Source organism: Caballeronia sp. GAWG1-1 (assembly GCF_023631465.1).
Lineage (GTDB): Bacteria > Pseudomonadota > Gammaproteobacteria > Burkholderiales > Burkholderiaceae > Caballeronia.
On record NZ_JALQDB010000016.1, the window covers coordinates 81,937 to 96,355 of the forward strand.

General features: G+C 62.5%; 14 protein-coding genes. 7 read left to right on the forward strand and 7 right to left on the reverse strand.

Annotated elements, in window-relative coordinates; genetic code table 11:
* Window positions 1-54: 54 nt before the first annotated feature.
* The gene (locus NCT03_RS10720) at window positions 55-471 is read right to left on the reverse strand and encodes a hypothetical protein (RefSeq protein ID WP_250465370.1); all 417 of its coding nucleotides are present in this window, start codon (window positions 469-471) and stop codon (window positions 55-57) included.
* Window positions 472-631: 160 nt separating this feature from the next.
* Here NCT03_RS10720 and NCT03_RS10725 point away from each other — a divergent pair, with 160 nt between their 5' ends.
* A complete protein-coding gene (locus tag NCT03_RS10725; protein WP_502800366.1) occupies window positions 632-1,882 on the forward strand; it encodes a glycosyltransferase in 1,251 nt (416 codons plus the stop codon).
* A gap of 15 nt (window positions 1,883-1,897) precedes the next feature.
* Here the strand turns inward: NCT03_RS10725 and waaA are convergent, their stop codons facing one another.
* The 3 genes from waaA to waaC form a co-directional block, all read right to left on the reverse strand.
* Window positions 1,898-3,220 carry a lipid IV(A) 3-deoxy-D-manno-octulosonic acid transferase gene (gene waaA, locus NCT03_RS10730; protein ID WP_250465496.1) on the reverse strand — a complete coding sequence of 441 codons (1,323 nt, stop codon included), beginning with the start codon at window positions 3,218-3,220 and terminating at the stop codon, window positions 1,898-1,900.
* Window positions 3,221-3,264: 44 nt separating this feature from the next.
* The gene (gene kdoO, locus NCT03_RS10735) at window positions 3,265-4,149 is read right to left on the reverse strand and encodes a Kdo hydroxylase KdoO (protein ID WP_250465374.1); all 885 of its coding nucleotides are present in this window, start codon (window positions 4,147-4,149) and stop codon (window positions 3,265-3,267) included.
* A gap of 68 nt (window positions 4,150-4,217) precedes the next feature.
* The gene (gene waaC, locus NCT03_RS10740) at window positions 4,218-5,213 is read right to left on the reverse strand and encodes a lipopolysaccharide heptosyltransferase I (RefSeq protein ID WP_250465375.1); all 996 of its coding nucleotides are present in this window, start codon (window positions 5,211-5,213) and stop codon (window positions 4,218-4,220) included.
* 197 nt (window positions 5,214-5,410) lie between these two features.
* On the opposite strand from waaC, the gene NCT03_RS10745 reads away from it, so the two are divergent.
* On the forward strand, window positions 5,411-5,842 hold the full coding sequence (locus NCT03_RS10745) for a DUF29 domain-containing protein (RefSeq protein WP_250465376.1): 432 nt from the start codon (window positions 5,411-5,413) through the stop codon (window positions 5,840-5,842).
* Between the two features lie 61 nt (window positions 5,843-5,903).
* Here the strand turns inward: NCT03_RS10745 and NCT03_RS10750 are convergent, their stop codons facing one another.
* The gene (locus NCT03_RS10750; RefSeq protein WP_244826013.1) at window positions 5,904-7,304 is read right to left on the reverse strand and encodes a phosphomannomutase/phosphoglucomutase; all 1,401 of its coding nucleotides are present in this window, start codon (window positions 7,302-7,304) and stop codon (window positions 5,904-5,906) included.
* Between the two features lie 449 nt (window positions 7,305-7,753).
* On the opposite strand from NCT03_RS10750, the gene NCT03_RS10755 reads away from it, so the two are divergent.
* From NCT03_RS10755 to NCT03_RS10775, 5 genes are all read left to right on the forward strand, one after another.
* A complete protein-coding gene (locus NCT03_RS10755) occupies window positions 7,754-9,016 on the forward strand; it encodes an oligosaccharide flippase family protein (RefSeq protein ID WP_250465378.1) in 1,263 nt (420 codons plus the stop codon).
* On the forward strand, window positions 9,013-9,822 hold the full coding sequence (locus NCT03_RS10760; protein ID WP_250465379.1) for a glycosyltransferase: 810 nt from the start codon (window positions 9,013-9,015) through the stop codon (window positions 9,820-9,822). The genes NCT03_RS10755 and NCT03_RS10760 overlap by 4 nt, the downstream gene beginning before the upstream one ends.
* Window positions 9,823-9,945: 123 nt before the next feature.
* Complete coding sequence (locus tag NCT03_RS10765) at window positions 9,946-11,085, forward strand: glycosyltransferase family 4 protein (protein ID WP_250465381.1); 1,140 nt, start codon at window positions 9,946-9,948, stop codon at window positions 11,083-11,085.
* A 23-nt stretch (window positions 11,086-11,108) separates the two neighbouring features.
* Entirely contained in the window at window positions 11,109-12,179 is a 1,071-nt protein-coding gene (gene galE / locus NCT03_RS10770) for a UDP-glucose 4-epimerase GalE (protein WP_250465382.1), read from the forward strand.
* 45 nt (window positions 12,180-12,224) lie between these two features.
* Complete coding sequence (locus NCT03_RS10775; RefSeq protein ID WP_244826018.1) at window positions 12,225-13,334, forward strand: MraY family glycosyltransferase; 1,110 nt, start codon at window positions 12,225-12,227, stop codon at window positions 13,332-13,334.
* 46 nt (window positions 13,335-13,380) lie between these two features.
* Here NCT03_RS10775 and NCT03_RS10780 read toward each other — a convergent pair whose 3' ends face one another.
* Together NCT03_RS10780 and NCT03_RS10785 are read right to left on the reverse strand one after the other, a co-directional pair.
* Window positions 13,381-13,845, reverse strand: a complete 465-nt coding sequence (locus tag NCT03_RS10780) for a hypothetical protein (protein WP_250465384.1) — start codon at window positions 13,843-13,845, stop codon at window positions 13,381-13,383.
* The gene (locus NCT03_RS10785) at window positions 13,842-14,309 is read right to left on the reverse strand and encodes an ImmA/IrrE family metallo-endopeptidase (RefSeq protein ID WP_250465386.1); all 468 of its coding nucleotides are present in this window, start codon (window positions 14,307-14,309) and stop codon (window positions 13,842-13,844) included. The genes NCT03_RS10780 and NCT03_RS10785 overlap by 4 nt, the downstream gene beginning before the upstream one ends.
* Between the last annotated feature and the right edge of the window lie 110 nt (window positions 14,310-14,419).

The following is a 14,419-nucleotide window of genomic DNA, read 5'->3' on the forward strand; positions in this document are numbered from 1 at the left end:
TCCGTGTCAGCGGTTCTTGCTACTTTTCTTCGAATGCCAATGCTGCAATACTGCTCAACGGGAGCGGCTGGCTCGAAAGATCGACGCCCAAACCGCCCGTATCCGCCGCCCGCGATCCTCGAACAGATACCACCCGACGAGCGCCAGCACACCGGAAGTCAGCCCCGTCATCAAAGGTTCGAGAAACGGAACACCGTAGTGATTCGCATGCGAATATGCGTCGCCGATCATGGTGAGAACACCGACGACGAGCGCATTGCCATATCGATTCAAAAACAGCCTGCGCGCCGGCGTGAATGTGATCAGCACAGCGAGAATGCCCGTGGCGAGCCCTGTCTTGAAAGCCAGCGTCCAGTGCGCGAGGCTCATGACGTTCATCCAGCTTCCCGGCATGCAGGTCATGCACGCGCTCGTCGGTTGCCAGAAGCGTTTCACGAACACGATGATGCGCCGCTTCCATTCGCTCGCCATGACGTGCCTTCTTCGTCCGATGATGATCTTCAACGACGCGCGGCCAGTAACTTTGCCGCATTTTCCGGCGGCTTTCTGCATCGCCACACCCCGTGCGGTAGCATACCGGCTTCCTCGATCCTCACGTTCGCCTGCGCCGAAATTGCGAGCGTGATACATGATGCCCACTGCTGCTTTGTCCGAACAACCGTCCACGAACCCTTTTCCAGGCCAAACCGGAATCGATTCCACGCCCGTCCCCGTCCTCTTCCACATCGTGGACTTCGGCGATGGCGGTATCGAGTCCTCGCTGATTCAATGGCTGCGCGTCTTCGACCGCACGCGCTTCGCCGTCACATTGTCCGTCATGCACCCGTCGCCCGCGTTCGAAAACCGCTTTCGCGCGCTGGTGCCGCCGGACGTGAAGATCGAAATCCTCGCGGAAAAGCCGTGGCTCAACACCTTTCAGGCGCGGCGCTACGCGAAGCGCCTGGGCAAGCTCGGGCGCGTCGGCCGCGATGTCTTCAATACGCTCGTCGTGCGGCCCTATGTGAAGCGTCGTGTAGAAACGCTCGCGCGCCAGCATGCGCTGATCGTCGATTACGACATGTCGCTGCGCCGGCTTGCGGGTCAGTTCGACATAGCGTGGCTCGGCGTGAATCATTTCAGCTTCGACGCGAGGCTTGCCAGCCGTCCGCGCCGACAACGCCGGCTTGCCGAGCAGTTCGCGCGCTACGACGGCGTCGCGGCGCTCAACGATCACATGGCGGCGGAAGCGCGCGCCATGTTCGGCAGCGGGCTGAAGCGGATCTTCGTGTTGCCGAACGCCATCGATATCGAGCGCATTCGGCAGAACGGACAGATCAGCGAAGCAGCGCCGTGCGACGCGCCGTATATCGTCTCCGTCGCGCGGCTCGACGAAATTCAAAAGGACCATCGCACGCTGTTGCGCGCTTATGCCGAACTCGTGCGCGACGGGCAGATCATCGAACATCTCGTGATCGTCGGCGACGGCGCGTTTCGCCGCGAACTCGAAGGTCTCGCCAACGAACTGGGGATCGCGGCGCGCGTGCATTTCATGGGATATCGAAATAATCCGCATGCGCTCGTCGCACGCGCGCGCCTGCAGGTGCTGAGTTCGCGCTACGAAGGCATGCCGATGGTGCTGCTCGAAGCGCTCGCGCTCGGTAAGCCAGTGGTCGCGAGCGATTGCCCGACCGGCCCGCGCGAGATTCTCGGCGATGGGCGCTTCGGTCTGCTGGTTCCGGTGGAATCCGTGGATGAAATGGCGAATGCGCTGCGCCGCGTCTTGACCGACGACACGTTATGCGCCGACATGCAGGCGCGCGCGCTGGAACGCGCGGAGGAATACGGCATCGCGGCGAGCAACGAACGCTTCGCGCGATGCGTTGCGGCCTTGCTGGCACGCTGAGTCGTCGCCGCTGGCTCAACGCTCCGCGTCACTCTCCTCGTCCAGCAACGCACCCAGAATAGACACCGTGCGCTCCGTCGCCCCGCGATGCCGCGCCGCGAACGCCGCGGCCGCCGCGCTCATCGCGAGACGCTGCGGCTTGTCGGTGAACAACTCGCGCAGGCCGCGCGCGAGTTCCTGCGGGTCTTGCACGCGCAACGCCGCGCCCGCCGCGATGGCATCGTTGGTCGCCTGCGTGAAGTTGAAGGTATGCGGTCCGATCAGCACCGGCACGCCCGCCGCGCACGCCTCGATCAGATTCTGCCCGCCAAGCGGCAACAAACTCCCACCGATAAACGCCAGATCCGACGCCGCGTAGTACGCGCCGAGTTCGCCCATGGAATCGCCGAGCAAAACCTGCACGTTCGATGGCAACGGCTCCGGCACGTCCGCGCCCGATCCCGCCGCCACGGCCTTTGGCGCCCACACTGAACGGCGCGCGCTCTTCATGCCGGCGGCCGCGATCATCGCCGATACTTCATCGAACCGTTGCGGATGGCGCGGCACGAGAATCAGCAACGCATCGGGCACGTTCAGCGCGGCGAACGCGCGCAGCACCAAAGTTTCCTCGCCTTCGCGCGTGCTTGCCGCCACCCACACCGGCCGATTGCCGATGGCTGCGCGCCAGGCCTGTCCGCGTGCGACGAGTTCAGGCGGCGCGCTCATGTCGAACTTCAGGTTGCCGAGCACCGCGACATTGCGCGCGCCAAGCGCGATGAGCCGCTCGGCATCCGAAGGCGTCTGCGCCAGCACGCGAGAAAAGCCGCCGAACACTTCGCGCACCGCGCGCCCGAAACGCGCCGCGCGCTTGAACGAACGCTCCGACATGCGCGCGTTCGTCAGCACGAGCGGCACGTCCGCGTGCTTGCATTCGTCGATGAGCGTCGGCCACACTTCCGTCTCCATCACGATGCCGAGCGACGGCCGCCAGGCACGCAGAAAACGCCGCACGAAACGCGGCGAGTCGTAGGGAAGATAAGCGCGCATGACGCGATCGCCATAAAGCTGCTCGCCGGTCGCGCGGCCGCTTGGCGTCATGTGCGTAATGAGCAGCCGCGCTTCGGGATGCGTCTTGAGCAACGCTTCGATGAGCGGTTGCGCCGCGCGCGTCTCGCCCACGGACACCGCATGCACCCAGACGAGCGGCGCGAGATCGTCGGCGCGGCGCGCGGGACCGCGACCGAAGCGCTCGGCAATATGCTCGCGATAACCGCGCTCCTTGCGGGAACGAATCAACAGACGCAGCACCGCAAGCGGCGCAACGAGCCACCACGCCGCGCGATACACGAGCCTCATCAGCACCGCCGAGGCAGGCGGCGCGCCGGCTCCGATAGCTGCGCCGTTCAAACGAGCGCCCTGCCCTTGAGACGTTCGAGAATGCCGAGCGGCGCGCGCTCAGGCCGCGCCATCGACTTGACGGGCAGAAAGAACGTCTGCTCCATCATGAACTGGCCGGACATCACCGCGTGCGACGTCTGGTCGGAGAAACAGACCCATACCGAGCCGGGCGGAAACGGCATCGTCACTTGCGGCGAAACCTTTTGATAATCGAGATCGGCTTTCATCGCGTCGTGCAGATGCAGCATCAGGTGATCGTATTCGCTGCGCTTCGACTTCGTGATGTGCAGCAGATTCATGAGCCACGCCGCGCCCGGCGTCTGCGCCTTGATGTTCGGCAGGAAGCGCTTCGCCATGTCCTCGAACGGCTCGCCCACGCGCCACACGCGCGGCGCGCCTTGCGGGTTCACGTTGGTGAAGACGCGCAGAATGCGTTCGCCGTAATTCGGCCGCGACGGAAAGGCATCGACGTGAAGACGGCTGTCGTCCTTGCGCCAGGATGTCTCGCGCGTTTCCACCTGATGCAGCCGCAAGCTGGTTGGCGCGACGCGCAACTTGCCGTCGTATTCGGGGAAGAGGCCATCCACCAGGGAGCGCGCGTTCGTCTGATAGCGCGCGATGAGCGAGCGCACCGCCGACTGCATCACGTTGTCGCCGAGCACGCCAGCAAGCGCGCCGCCGTTGGGCGCGAGGCTGATGTTCTTGCGCTTCGGGTCTGCAATGCGCGGGTCGAGCAGCGCCTGTTCGCCGCCCGCAATCTCGAAGCGCAGATTGGGAAAATAGAGGACTTTGCCGTTTTCGACGCCGGCGAGCAGCGTTTCGCGCGGTACGGAAAGATTTTTGCCGTGCCAATCGCACGAAGCGACTTCGATGATTTGAGATTCCGTCATGTGCCTTCGACCTTGAGTTGCTTGGCGCCTGGAAACGTAATGCGCGACGGGCACGCTATCACGGCACGCTACAAGAGACCGAAGCCCGCGAGCGCTGCCTTGACTTCGGACAACGTGGGATGCCGGCTCGCGTCGCCAAGATTGACGACCTTCGGCGACCAGTAGCCGCCGGTGCGCCAGGCGGTCGAGAAATTGTACAACTCGACGGTCGGACGCTTCAGCGCCGCCGCGATATGAACCAGCCCGGTATCGACGCCAACGGTCGCGGCCGCGCCATCGATCAGCCCGACGACCGCGGGCAGCGAGAGTTTCGGCGGCACGATGGCAGCCGCGCCGAATTCCTTCGCGAGTTTCTCGCTCGTCGCGCGTTCGGCTTCGTTGCCCCACGGCAGCACGATCGATGCACCGCGCGTGACGAGCGCCTGTCCGAGCTCGATCCACGCGGCTTCGGGCCATTGTTTGTCGGCGCGGGAGGTCGCGTGCACGAACACGACATAAGGCACCGGCAGATTCAGCCCGAGCTCTGAAATGGCGAGCGTTGCACGGCGCGTATCGATGCCGAAGTCGATATCGTCGGTGGGCTGCGGGCGCGGCAGATCGAGCGCGGCGGCCACGAGCTGGCGCGTGCGTTCGACCACATGCGTGCGCGGCTCGATCGGCACGCGGCGGTCGTAGAAAAAGCGCACGGGCCATTCGAAGCCCGCGCCTTCCGTGCGATTCGCCAAGCCGACGAGCGGCCCGCGCGCCCAGCTCGCGACCCACGCGGTCTTGATGAGCCCTTGACAGTCGATCACGAGATCGTATTTCTCGGCGGCGAGCTGGCGCTTGAACTTGCCGATCTCGCGCCAGTTCGCGGGCGACGCGAAACTCTTGCGCCAGCGTCGCAGCGAAAACGGGATCGCGCGATGCACGCCATCGACGAGTTCGACGAGACTCGCGAAACTTTCCTCGACGAGCCAGTCGATCCGCGCATCGGGATAACGGCGGCGAATGTCGGCGACGACCGGCATGTTGTGAACGACGTCGCCAAGCGACGACACGCGAACGATCAGGATCTTTTGCACGCTGATTGGGACAGGCGCGGATTCGCGTTCGGGCGATTCTCGCGGTGAATTGGAGATGGGGAAACGGGATTTTAGCGCGGGTTGTGCGCGCGGCGGCGCTCGCTGTCTCCTGAAGCGATTTAAGGGCGCAAAAAAGCCGGTAACACGACGATCACCGGGCAAGCCGTACCGGATATCCGACCACAAAGGGAGCTGCGATGGAAACGCGTTACGAACAGGACGTGGTGGCGTGGGCGCGGGAACAAGCCGAGCTGCTGCGGGCCGGTAAGTTCTCGGCCATCGATGTGGAACCTATCGCAGAGGAAATCGAGGACGTCGGCAAGAGCGAACAACGCGAGCTTTCCAGCCGTATGGCCGTGCTGCTTGCGCATCTTCTCAAGTGGCAATACCAACCGGGACGTCGTGGCTCGAGTTGGCAGCGTACGATCAAGGAACAGCGCCGCGCCGTCGGCGTCGCGCTGCTAAAGACGCCGAGTCTGAACACTTCGTTGCGCGACTCGGGCTGGCTCACCGGAACGTGGACCGATGCCGTTTCGAAAGCCGCCGAAGAACAAGGACTAGATGCGTTCCCGGAAGAACTGTCCTGGTCGACCGACCAGATTCTTTCGGCAGAGTTTTATTCCCAATGAAAAACGGCGCGGTTTGCCCAACCGCGCCGCTTCCCAACCATCTAGACCCACTCCGTCCAAATCAGAACGGCAGCTTCGCGTCCGGCTTTTCCGCCAGAATCACGCGGCGGAAATCTTCCTGAATGCGCTTCAACGCCTCTTCGGTGTCCGCCTCGAAACGCATCACCACGACCGGCGTCGTGTTCGACGAACGCGCGAGACCGAAACCATCCGGATATTCGACACGCAATCCGTCGATGGTCAGCACATCGTCCGCGCCTTCGAACTTCGCCGACTTCTGCAAGCGTCCGATCAGTTCGAAGTTTTCGCCTTCTTCCAGTTTGATCTGCAATTCAGGCGTCGACAGCGAGTTCGGCAGGTCGTTGAGCAGCTTGCTCGGGTCGTCCACGCGCGAAAGGATTTCGAGGAGTCGCGCGCCCGTGTAAAGGCCGTCGTCGAAGCCGTACCAGCGGTCCTTGAAGAACACGTGACCGCTCATTTCGCCCGCGAGCGGCGCGCCGGTTTCGCGCAGCTTCGCCTTCACGAGCGAGTGGCCCGTCTTCCACATGACCGGCTCGCCGCCCTGCTCGCGCACCCACTTCGCGAGATTGCGCGTGCACTTCACGTCATAAATGATCTGGCCGCCCTTGTTGCGCGACAGCACTTCCTGCGCAAACAACATCAGCTGGCGGTCCGGATAGATCATCTGGCCGTCCTTCGTCACCACGCCGAGACGGTCGCCGTCGCCATCGAATGCGAAGCCGATCTCGGCATCCGTTTCCTTTAGCGCCTTCATGACGTCCTGCAGATTCTCGGCATGCGCCGGGTCCGGGTGATGGTTCGGGAAGTTGCCGTCGATGTCCGTAAAGAGTTCGACCAGCTCGCAACCGAGCGCCTTGAACAGACGCGGCGCAAGACCGCCCGCGACGCCGTTGCCTGCATCGATGACGATCTTCATGCCGCGCACCGGCTTCACATCGGAGAGGATTCGGTCGAGATAGATCTGCTGGACGTCGAACTCGGTGTAGCTGCCTTCGCCCGTTTCGAAGTCGTCGTTGACGATCCTCTGATACAGGCTCTGAATCTGCTCGCCGTAGATGGCCGCGCCGCGCAGCACCATCTTGAAGCCGTTGTAGTCGGGCGGATTGTGGCTGCCCGTCACGACGATGCACGAATCCACGCGCCGCTCGCCCTCGGGCAAGGGCAGCGGCACGCTCGCGGCGAAGTAGCCGACGGGCGTCGGCACCATGCCGATATCGATGACATCGACGCCCGCCGCGCGCAGGCCGTCCGCGAGCGCGCCGACGAGTTCCGGGCCGGACAGACGGCCATCGCGCGCAACGACGACGGAATCGCCGCCCTGCTTGCGGATCTCGCTGCCGAACGCTTGGCCGATGTTCTTCGCCACGTCCTTGTCGACCGTCTTGCCGACGATGCCGCGGATGTCGTAGGCCTTGAAAATGGATTGGGATACCTGGGTCATAAGATGGCTACCTCTTCTCGTTTGATTGATGGATTCTCGGCGATGCAGCCATGAGGGCGTGCAGGTCGAAACGTGATCGATGTAAAACGCGCCGGCATGCAAGCGCATGCCAGATGACGGTTCGAATTCTGCCTGCAAGTGTGCTTGCGCATCGCGACCGCGGCTTCGAGGATCGAGCTTCGGTTCGCACTTATAATCGCTGTCTTTCAGCGCTTTCCACGTTTTCATGCTGCGCGTCGCGGTAAAGCCTCGCGCGCTCATTCTAATCCAATGCCTAATCGCTCTTTCGCCTCGATGCCCGGGAATGAGGCGCCTTCGCGCGCCACCACACAAAAGTATTTTCCGTTGCGGCGAACGTTTGTCGCGAAGCTGGCGAAAATCGCGAAAGCGTCGGACCGTCAGGTTTTGCTAGCACACGGCATGCCCGACCACACCTCGGTACGCGCGGCATGAAGGCGTTGACGCGCTCGGGCAATCCGGACGTCGCGCGGGCGCTCGCCAACATCGTCTGGCTCGGGCTCGAAAGGCTGACGCAAATTGCAATCGCCATCGTCATTTCGGGGCTGCTCGCGCGCTATCTCGGCCCGGACGCGTTCGGCAAATGGCAGTACGCGAATACGCTTTTGCTCGTCATCGCGCCGATCACGTGGGTCTGCGGCGCGGAAATTCTGGTGCCGACCATCGTGAAGGAACCACCCGCGCGCACGGGCGTCGTGCTCGGCAGCGCCTTCGTGCTGCGCATCGCGGTATCGGCGATTGCGCTCGTCGTGACCTGGACATGGATCGCGGCGGGCTTCACCGACCCGCTCGTGGGTGCCATGCTCGCCGGTCTTGCGCTCACCATGTTGTTTCGCGAGCCGTTCATCGGCGTGATCAACGCGTGGCTGCAGAGCATGACCTACAGCAAGCCGCAATTGATTGCGAGCATGTTCACGGCCATCGTCAAGGCGGCGCTCGTCTATGCCTTCGTGCGCATGGCGATGAGCGCGGCGAGTTTCGGCTGGCTGTGGGCGCTGGAAGCGGCGGCGATAGGCGGCGTGCTTCTCGTGTATTACATGCGGCGGCACGGCGGCAGGCTCGGCTGGCACTTCGACCGCGCACTGTTCAGGCACTTCGCGAGCGCGGGTATGGTGTTCTGGATCGGCCTCATCTGCATGTATCTGTTCCTTAAACTCGACCGGCTGATGCTCGCGCATTGCGTATCGTTCGCGGAACTCGGGCTTTATTCCGCCGCGCAGCAATTGAACGAGAACTGGATTGCGCTTGCGCTGATGCTGGCGCAGACCATCGCGCCGGCGTTCGTTTATCGCGTGACGGACACCGCGCAACTGAAGCGCAATCTGTGGCGCCTCTTCGCGCTGACCGCCGTTTTGATGGTCGCCGGCGCCGCCGTGCTCGACGCCCTCGCGGGCTTCATCATCACGCGAGTCTTCGGGCCGAACTATGCGGGCGCCACGGAAATTTTCCGCTGGGCGGTGTGGCTTTCGGTGCCGGCGGGCATCGAGGCAATCGGCAATCTCGTGGTCCTGAAATTTCAGGCGAAGTACGTGCTGCTCGCGAAATGGCTGCTCGCGCTCGGCGTCGCGTTCGCGGTGAATGCGTTCGCCATTCCGCGCTTCGAAGGCTACGGCGCGTTGATCGGACTGGCTGCGGGTTATCTGGCGGCGGCGTCGGTGAATTTCTATTACATACGCTTGCGCCTGTCAGCATGAACGCTCTCTCCGATGTCGCCGTCCTCATTCCCGCGTACAACGGTCAGGCCGACCTGGAACGCACGCTCGCCTCGTTCGATGAAACGTCGCCCGTGCAAGTGCTGATCGTCGATGACGGCAGCACGCCACCCATCGTCGCGCCGGTCATCGACGGCATGCGGATCGCGATTCTGCGACTGCCCGAAAACGGCGGGATCGAGCGCGCGTTGCAGGCCGGCATCGAAGCGCTTGCCGCGCGCGGTTTGCGCTACGCGGCGCGTATCGACAGCGGCGATCTCGCGACGCCCGGGCGGCTCGCGATGCAGCGTGCGTATCTCGAGGCGCATCCGCGTGTAGCCGCGCTCGGCATGTGGACGCACGTGGTAGCCACCGGCGGCGCGCCGCTCTTCGATCTCACGCCGCCGACCGAACCGGACACGATCCGCCGCATGATGCTCGCCCGCTCGTGCTTCGCGCATCCCTCGCTGATGCTGCGTGTCGAGGCGGTGCGCGAGGTCGGCAACTATCGCGCGGACTATCGCGCGGCGGAAGACCTGGATCTGCTGCTGCGTCTGCTTGCACGCTACGACGGCGCGAATCTGCCGGCGTTCGGTCTTTACTACGAGTTGAACGAGAACGGCATCAGCGCCACGAAACGCCGCACGCAGACGCTGTCAACGCTGCGCCTGCAATGGCGTTACTTGCGGGCGGGCAACGTGTTCGACTGGGCGGGCATCGGCAAGAGCATTGCGCATCTGCTGCTGCCGTATCGCGCGCTCAAGGCGTTGAAGGCGAAACTGCTGCGGCCTTCCACGCCCACGAAATAGTTGCACCCTGAACTTATTGTCGAATTGCTTTCGATTGATTTTGCGCTACGGTTGGCCGTGCACAAGCGCAAGCGCGCGGCATGTTCCGCCTCGCACGGCGAACCGTAAAAGAACGACTCCCGGATGACGAAACCACCGCAGCGCCTTCGCATCGCCCTCGTGTGCAACACGGCATGGGCCATTTATACCTACCGGCGCGGCGTGCTGCGCATGCTGACGGACAACGGAGCCGAAGTGACGATCATCGCGCCGCGCGACCGCACGTTCGAACCGCTGGAGGCAATGGGCTGCCGCTGCGTTGAATTGCCGGTGGCGTCCAAAGGCACGGACCCGCGTCAGGACCTGAAGACGCTCGTCGCGCTGTATCGCGAATATCGCGCGACGCGTCCGCATCTCGTTTTCCACTACACGATCAAGCCGAATATCTACGGCTCGCTTGCGGCCATGCTGGCGCGCGTGCCGTCGATTGCGGTGACGACGGGACTCGGCTACGTGTTCATCCAGAAAAGCCGCACGGCGCAGATCGCCAAGCGGCTTTATCGCTTTGCGTTCCGTTTTCCGCGCGAAATCTGGTTTCTGAATCAGGACGATCTCGCCGCCTTCAACGATGAAAAACTGCTTGTGCACCCGGATCGCGCGCGCCGTCTGCATGGCGAGGGCGTCGATCTCGACGAGTTCGCCTTCGAGCCGTTGCCCGAACGCGAAGACTTCGTGTTCATCCTGATCGGGCGGCTCTTGTGGGACAAGGGCGTGGCCGAATACGTGGAAGCGGCGCGACGGCTTAAGCGCCGCTATCCGCATGCGCGTTTCCAGTTGCTGGGGCCCGTTGGCGTCGATAATCCCAGCGCGATCGGCCGCACGGACGTAGAAGCGTGGGAGCGTGAGAATATCGTCGAATATCTGGGCGAAGCGAACGACGTTCGGCCGCTCGTCGCGGCGGCGGATTGCGTCGTGCTGCCTTCGTATCGCGAAGGCGTGCCGCGCACCTTGATGGAAGCCTCCGCGATGGGCCGTCCGATCGTCGCGACCGACGTGCCCGGCTGCCGCGAAGTGGTCGCGCACGGCGAAAACGGCCTGCTTTGCGAAGTCAAGAGCGCGGACAGCCTTACTGCGCAACTCGAAAGCATGCTGACGCTGCCACGTAGCGCGCGCGAAGCAATGGCGCAACGCGGCCGCGAGAAAGTCACCCGCGAATTCGACGAAAAAAATGTCGTCGAACGATACAAGGGCACAATACACGCCATAACCGGCATTTCACTCTGATTTCGATTTCTGGGGAGCACACGATGAATGGCAACGGGGCGCATGAGAACGCGGCGCAGGACACGGCACAAACCACCTCGCGAGGCACGATTCTGGTGACAGGCGGCGCGGGCTTCATCGGTTCGCATACCTGCGTCGAACTGCTCGGCGCGGGCTACGGCGTGGTGGTCATCGACAATCTCGTCAACAGCCGCGCGGAGTCGCTCAAGCGCGTGGAGCGCATTGCGGGCAAGCCGGTGGCGTTTTATCAGGAAGACGCGCGCGACGAAGCCGCGCTTCGCCGAATTTTCGATGCGCACGAGATCACCGGCGCGATCCACTTCGCCGCGTTGAAGGCGGTGGGCGAATCGGTCGCGAAGCCGATCGAGTACTACAGCAACAACATCGGCAGCCTGCTTGCCGTGCTCAACGTGATGCGCGAGCGCAACGTGCGCAACTTCGTGTTCAGTTCGTCGGCAACGGTGTACGGCGTGCCGCGGAGCGTGCCGATCGACGAGAGTTTTCCGCTCTCCGCGACCAATCCGTACGGGCAATCGAAGCTCATCGCCGAGCAGATCTTGCGCGATCTCGAAGTGTCCGATCCGTCGTGGCGTATCGCGACGCTGCGCTATTTCAACCCGGTCGGCGCGCATGAAAGCGGGCTCATCGGCGAAGATCCGGCGGGCGTGCCGAACAATCTGATGCCTTACGTGGCGCAAGTGGCGGTCGGCAAGCTGGAACGCCTGCGCGTGTTCGGCAGCGACTACGAGACGCCCGACGGCACCGGCGTGCGCGATTACATTCACGTGGTCGATCTGGCGCGCGGGCATATTGCCGCAATCGATGCGCTGAAGTCGCTCGACCGAAGTTTCGTCGTCAATCTCGGCACGGGACAAGGCTATAGCGTGCTGGATGTGGTCAAGGCATTCGAAACGGCGTCGGGCAAGCCAGTGCCTTACGAACTCGTGCCGCGCCGTCCGGGCGATGTCGCCGCTTGCTACGCCGACCCGGCCGCGGCGCTCGCGCTGATCGGCTGGCGCGCGGAACATGGCATCGAGCGCATGTGCGCGGATCACTGGCGCTGGCAGTCGCAAAATCCGCGAGGCTTTGCCTGAGGCGTCGCGGCGCCTTGCTTCACTCGTATCAACCGGTCCTATTTCATGCTTAGTTTCGCGCTCGCTTTTCTGGTGTCGCTGCTGGTGACGTTGTTGATCGTGCGGTTCGCGCACCTGCATGAAGGCGTGCTGGGCGACACCGATCTTGCCGGCGTGCAGAAGTTTCATGCGCGACCGGTGCCGCGCATCGGCGGCGTCGGCATTTTATGCGGACTGACGGTATCGGCCGTGCAATTGCGATGGAGTTACCCGCTCGTTTCGGGCGGGATACTCGGCATCATCGCGTGCGGCATGCCGGCGTTTCTCTCCGGCTTGATCGAAGACATGACCAAGCGCGTCACGCCGCTCATCCGGCTTGTCTGCACCATGGCGGCGGCCGGGCTCGCGTATGCGGTTCTGAATATCGCGGTGACGCGCATCAGCGTGCCGCCGCTCGACTTTCTGCTTTCCTACGCGGTCATTTCCTGCGCGGTCACGGTGATCGCGGTGGCGGCGCTCGCCAACGCGGTGAATATCATCGACGGCTTCAACGGCCTCGCTTCGATGGTCACGTTCATGATGTTCGCCTCGCTCGCCTACGTGGCGTTTCAGGTGCACGATCCGGTCGTGCTGTCGGGCTCGCTCATCATGATGGGCGCGGTGATGGGCTTCTTCATCTGGAATTTTCCGGCGGGACTGATCTTTCTCGGCGATGGCGGCGCGTACTTCGTCGGTTTCATGCTCGGCGAACTGTCAATCCTGCTCGTGATGCGCAACCGCGATGTCTCGGCATGGTATCCCGTGCTGCTTTTCATGTACCCGATCTTCGAGACGTGTTTCTCGATCTACCGCAAGAAGTTCATTCGCGGCATGTCGCCGGGCATTCCGGATGGCGTGCATCTGCATATGCTGGTTTACAAGCGGCTGATGCGCTGGGCGGTCGGCGTGCAGAATGCGCGTGAACTCACGCGACGCAATTCGCTGACTTCGCCCTATCTCTGGCTGCTATGCCTGATTGCGGTGATTCCCGCGACGTTGTTCTGGCGGCACACGCTGCATTTGTTCTGTTTCGTGATGGTGTTTGCGGCGACTTACGTGTGGCTGTACATCAGCATCGTGCGATTCAAGGTTCCACGATGGATGGTGTTTCGACGGCCGCACGTGGTGCGCAAGTGAATCATGTTTTCTAAACCGCCCGTGTCTTGCCCGGGCGGTTTTGGTTTCAGGCGGGGGATTTGGGGCTGCGACCCAGATACTCCTTTAGAGCATCGCCGATTTCGCTGATGACCGTTTGCCAGATGGTGATGCTGTTCTTGTTGTCGTCTTTGTCTCCGAGTTGCCGGAATACCAGGCGGACGATGGGCAGCATGGACACGGCGACCAATGAAGCCAGCACCACAAGCGGCGCCAGCAACAACTCGACATGCGATGAATAGTTTTGGGCTGAAGAACTGAAAATGCGCCAGCCGCACGTGATAATCCAGGTCGCCAGCATTGCCACGAGCGTCGCGATCAGGGCCGCCATGCCGAAGAACGCGTAGTGCCTGAACATCCGATATTGCCGGCGGTCAGCGATATGTTCCACGATCAAGGAACTCTGTTCAGCCGTCGTTCGCGTGGTATCAAGCTCGCCAAGCGAAGCATCGCTATCGGCTTGCAACGTCCTGACATCGATGTCTGCGTTCATGGGGCCCACCCCATTTTTTTGAGCTTGGTTCGCATCGCCATCGTTCCAACACCAAACGATTCCGCGAGCTTGATGTAGCTCGTGATATTGCGCTTTTCGATCAGGATATCGACTGCAAAATGCGGAATTAGCAGTTCCAGCGCGAAGTCATTGGCTTGCTGTTCCCGAAATTTGAATTGCACGTATTTCAGTTGGCGATGCGTATCGACGAATCGCTTGCCGTGCTTGAGCACGAAATGACCCAGCTCATGCGCCACGACGAATCGCTGGCAAATCTTGGTCTCGTTCGGATTGATATAAATCTTGGGATGCCCCTCCACGATCTCGAACCTTCCGCACGCGTCCCCCAGCGCCGGGTCGTACTCGACCGTGACGCCCGCCTTGCGGGCAATCACAGCCGGGTCGACTGGTAGAAAACCGTTCCAATATTTCGAATGTAAAAAGTGTGCCTGCATCTCCGGCATAATTCCTGCCCTCCATCAACAAAATAACCCTCGCGTCAATTACTTCGTCATCCTTCGCGATCCTGTCGTTCGGAGTCTATCATCCACGATACATCTATCCTGCGCACCTC

What these genes read in the sequence shown, in the direction of transcription:
- NCT03_RS10720 (WP_250465370.1), bottom strand. Translation starts at nt 471, where the DNA reads ATGGCGAGCGAATGGAAGCGGCGCATCATCGTGTTCGTGAAACGCTTC.
- NCT03_RS10725 (WP_502800366.1), top strand. Translation starts at nt 632, where the DNA reads ATGCCCACTGCTGCTTTGTCCGAACAACCGTCCACGAACCCTTTTCCA.
- kdoO (WP_250465374.1), bottom strand. Translation starts at nt 4,149, where the DNA reads ATGACGGAATCTCAAATCATCGAAGTCGCTTCGTGCGATTGGCACGGC.
- NCT03_RS10745 (WP_250465376.1), top strand. Translation starts at nt 5,411, where the DNA reads ATGGAAACGCGTTACGAACAGGACGTGGTGGCGTGGGCGCGGGAACAA.
- NCT03_RS10750 (WP_244826013.1), bottom strand. Translation starts at nt 7,304, where the DNA reads ATGACCCAGGTATCCCAATCCATTTTCAAGGCCTACGACATCCGCGGC.
- NCT03_RS10755 (WP_250465378.1), top strand. Translation starts at nt 7,754, where the DNA reads ATGAAGGCGTTGACGCGCTCGGGCAATCCGGACGTCGCGCGGGCGCTC.
- NCT03_RS10760 (WP_250465379.1), top strand. Translation starts at nt 9,013, where the DNA reads ATGAACGCTCTCTCCGATGTCGCCGTCCTCATTCCCGCGTACAACGGT.
- NCT03_RS10765 (WP_250465381.1), top strand. Translation starts at nt 9,946, where the DNA reads ATGACGAAACCACCGCAGCGCCTTCGCATCGCCCTCGTGTGCAACACG.
- galE (WP_250465382.1), top strand. Translation starts at nt 11,109, where the DNA reads ATGAATGGCAACGGGGCGCATGAGAACGCGGCGCAGGACACGGCACAA.
- NCT03_RS10775 (WP_244826018.1), top strand. Translation starts at nt 12,225, where the DNA reads ATGCTTAGTTTCGCGCTCGCTTTTCTGGTGTCGCTGCTGGTGACGTTG.
- NCT03_RS10780 (WP_250465384.1), bottom strand. Translation starts at nt 13,845, where the DNA reads ATGAACGCAGACATCGATGTCAGGACGTTGCAAGCCGATAGCGATGCT.
- NCT03_RS10785 (WP_250465386.1), bottom strand. Translation starts at nt 14,309, where the DNA reads ATGCCGGAGATGCAGGCACACTTTTTACATTCGAAATATTGGAACGGT.